Source organism: Flavisolibacter ginsengiterrae DSM 18136 (assembly GCF_059568575.1).
The window spans coordinates 1-3,838 of sequence record NZ_JCANTR010000051.1 but is presented as its reverse complement, the minus strand read 5'-3'; the positions used below and the strand labels follow the sequence as shown (position 1 = coordinate 3,838).

2 protein-coding genes are annotated in these 3,838 nt (G+C 41.6%); both read right to left on the bottom strand.

Going from position 1 to position 3,838, the window contains the following annotated elements:
* Window positions 1-1,886, bottom strand: a 1,886-nt coding sequence (locus BP74_RS21550) for an Ig-like domain-containing protein (RefSeq protein WP_496377620.1), incomplete at its 3' end; no start/stop codon positions are given.
* Between the two features lie 539 nt (window positions 1,887-2,425).
* A partial coding sequence (locus BP74_RS21545; RefSeq protein WP_496377618.1) for a T9SS type B sorting domain-containing protein occupies window positions 2,426-3,838 on the bottom strand: 1,413 nt, incomplete at its 5' end.

The window sequence follows — 3,838 nt, the reverse complement described above, 5'->3', positions numbered from 1 at the left end:
GATTGACCAAAACATAATACATTGGTTTGAGAGGTCAACGCTACAGTTACAGCCGATGTAGGTTGTGTGATCGTAACATTTTTAGTTACAATGCATCCATTTGCATCTTTAACTGTAATTGTAAATCCACCAGCACTTAATCCACTGAATGTCCCACTTCCCTGGAAGTTTGTTCCATCTATACTATAAGTAAAGCCTCCTGAACCACCAGCACCTCCTACAGTAACACTTCCATTATTACCTCCAAAACAACTTACATTAACCTGGTTGGTGATGGCAGCTGTGGGCAGCGGAGTAATTGTTACCGATCCAATCATCGGAGTATTATCAGATGCAACAACTGTATAGGTACCAACCACATTTTGGACGGGAAAGCTGATTGCCCCGCCATTGCCGGGGATTGCTGAACCGACATCTACCCCATCCCTTTTTAGTTGATAGCTTATGCCTGCACTTGCAGGTTCTGATCCGCTTAGTGATATGGTTGTTCCTGCTCCCTCACATAGACTTCCTGTACTTCCTACATTGAATTGGACAGCTTGAGCTCCTGCAATTCTCAGAACGATATCCTGTGTATTGGAACAACCGTTTGCATTCAGTACATAATGATAGGTTACATCAATTGAGTTGTGCGTTGTATTAACCAACGATTCTGAAATACTTCCGGTTCCGCTGGAAGCAGGATTATTAATACCTGGTACCGCATCACGCGTCCAGTTATAATTTGTATTACTAGTATTGCTTTGCGGTATGTAGTCTATGGAACTATTACTTGTTCTTGCAGCAGTTAAAGAACTGGTTAATGTTGGTATAGGATTAACCGTCCAAGTAACAATATTATACTTACCAAAATTGCATCCCAGCGTTGTATAATGTGGCTCTCTCCTTGTCCTTATAGAGACGGTTCCGGCAGTTAAAAAATTACTGGTGGATATAACTGATCCCGGAGTATAACTTGTCCATGCTCCACCGTTGATGCTCATTTGATATACATCGTCATAATCTGTTCTACCTGGTATTCCCGTAGTTCCGCCGGAGAAAGTTGCAGACACCCCAATACCTGAACAAACATTCCCGGTACAAGTAATACCATCTGTTCCTGAACAGGTATAAACCAGGTTGGGGCTTGCATTTATGGATTGTGAAATTGCTTCGGGATAGACTGTAAACTGCGATGCGGCCGTTTGATCAATAGTACCACATCCATCATAAACACTGCGCCTGTATAATGTGGTTTGGGATATTGGCCCCGGGTTATAACTGTCGGTGGTTACGCCAATATTAGTCCATGTAGCACCATTATCAATACTGGAATGCCAGTTATAAACCAACCCTCCATTCCCACCAGAAGCAGGGGTTAAACTATTGATCGTTCCCGGGTTACCACCAGGGCAACGGGCACCACCTGTTACATCTATCGTTCCCGGATTTATAGCCGGGTTGACTGTATGCGTAATAGCATTAGACTGGATCAATAAATATTTGGCAGTAATGGTATGACTTCCTGGAGCAAGGTTATTTTTATAAAAATCAGCCTTACCTGCGTTTAAAGTTGCAGAACCAATTAAAGTAGCTCCATCATAAAAATCGATAGCCCCTGTCACAGGATCAGGAGTTATTGTGGCTGTAAATACAACATTTATATTGGAACAGGAAGTTGATGCACTTTGGGTAAGATTGATTTGGGCATTTAGCTTTTCAAATGAAGATGCAATAAACAAAGCCAGAATAGCCATTAACCTTAATGCATAGAATGGCACACCTCCCCCACGGCAGTTATTGGTTAGCCTGTATGTGTTCTCGTGCCCGTGCATTACTGGTCTTATAAACTTTGACGGGTTTATAAAGCGGTCAATAGCAGTTATCAATTCTGGTACGCCTGGCACAGGAATAAGGAAATTACAGTTTGTCTTTAGGATCGAATGTTTTGGTTGTAACAAGAATAATGGCCTTGCTAATAGAAAGTTCCATGGTCAGCAAAAACCGGTAGCACTAGGTGAGACCTTACCAAAATCAATATAGAGGAGTAGAAAAGATTGGTTGCGGTTAATTAAATCGGTTTCTATCCATTAATACATTCTCAAACGCACTAGTTAAGGCAAAACCTATTCATACATTTTTCAGGGAGGCAATACAGGATTAAGCATTTAGTTCTGGTTTTAATCTTAGGAATTGGATGTTCGGCACAAATAAAAGATTTTATTTGCTTTTTTCCTAATATTTAAGGCAGTTTTTATTTCTTAAAAAAACCATCAAATATCTAATAACCAGTTCATTGTCTTTGAGCCCTGCATTAGAATCCCATTAAAATCCATATCCATTAACAATGACAATTATTTTCAACCAATATACTGCTTTTTTAAGAGTAAATACTTAGTCTTTTTTACCCTGTAATTGATGCCCCGATTGTGAGTTGGAAAGACCTTTATCGCAACAAAATAGAAGACCCGCTTTTTTTAAACCGCTTCCCATCCTCCCCCACAGCTTCAAGTGTCCAGGTGTATACATCCTGGACAGATGCTGCACCTTTGTAAATCCCATCCCAACCTTTTCCTATCATATTGGTCTCGTATAGCAATTGACCCCAGCGGTTAAAAATTCTGAAATAATAGATCTGTTTTATATGCACAGTTAATGGACGTAACAGGTCGTTGTGTCCATCCTTATTGGGACTCCAGGCTTTAGGTACAAAAATATCAGAAGTAATTGGCGCAGCGGCGGAAGAAACCAGTACACTTACTGTATCAACTATAGTGCATCCGGTACCATTGGTAATAGTTATGATATATTGAATAGATGAATCATAGGTGAACACAGGATTGATCACCTGGTAATTATTTAAACCTATGGAAGGGCTCCATTGGTAAACTGAACCATTACCCAGGTTTCGTGCCTGTAAATTCCGGGGCACATTGGCTATCGCAAAAACATCTGGATACCGAACCCCGGACTGGGAAGACAATACCGTAACTGTAACTGAACCAGTCAAATTGGTATTACTACATTTCAGGTCTGAAACACTCAGTAAAGAATAAGTAGTGGTTTGGGCAGGTGAAACAATGAGTTTATAAGGAGAGGAAGTAATATTATTAACGATATGGGTTGTAGTCCCATCTGAATAGGCAATCGTCCATGGAGCAGAACCGGTAAGGGTTATAGAAATGGTGGTACTGGCGCCCGGGCAAATTGGGTTGCCTCCCGTAATGTTAGCCATGGCCAAAGGACTTGTTGCCAACACAAGCTTAACAACAGAATCGCAGCCTGCAGTATTTTGAAGGGTGGCTGAATAGGTACCTGCCTGGCTGATACTTTGCCCATGCCATTGGTAAGGTAAAGCGGTTTCACAAACAGTAATACTATCTGTGGGGCCCGTAATAATTTGAGATACAGTCAATACCAGGGTAGCTATTGAATCACAGCCCCACTGGTTAACTGAAATAAATGTATAGGTTCCCGGCTGTGTATAGAATTTACCATTCCAGTTATAAGGTAATTGGTTGGAACATATAGTAATGGCTGTGAAGGAAGAAGTTTTGGCTTTCACAGTTACAGTTGCTGCTTTTGTGGTCGAACAACCATTTGCTGAAACTGTATAATTGGTTGAATATATCCCAGGTGGCAGACCTGAAGAGGTAAATACTCCGTTCGATACATGATTACCGGTCCAGGAGCCACCGCCGGGTAATGCTGTTAATTGAACAGAAGAACCTTCACAAACAATTTTATCTTCAACCGTTACTGCAGGTGCAGATGGCGCAGTGCCAATATCCTGGGTCAGCGTCGTCTCACAGCCCGAAGCATTGCGCACCTTAATGGTGTGTGTGCCCGTGGAAAGACC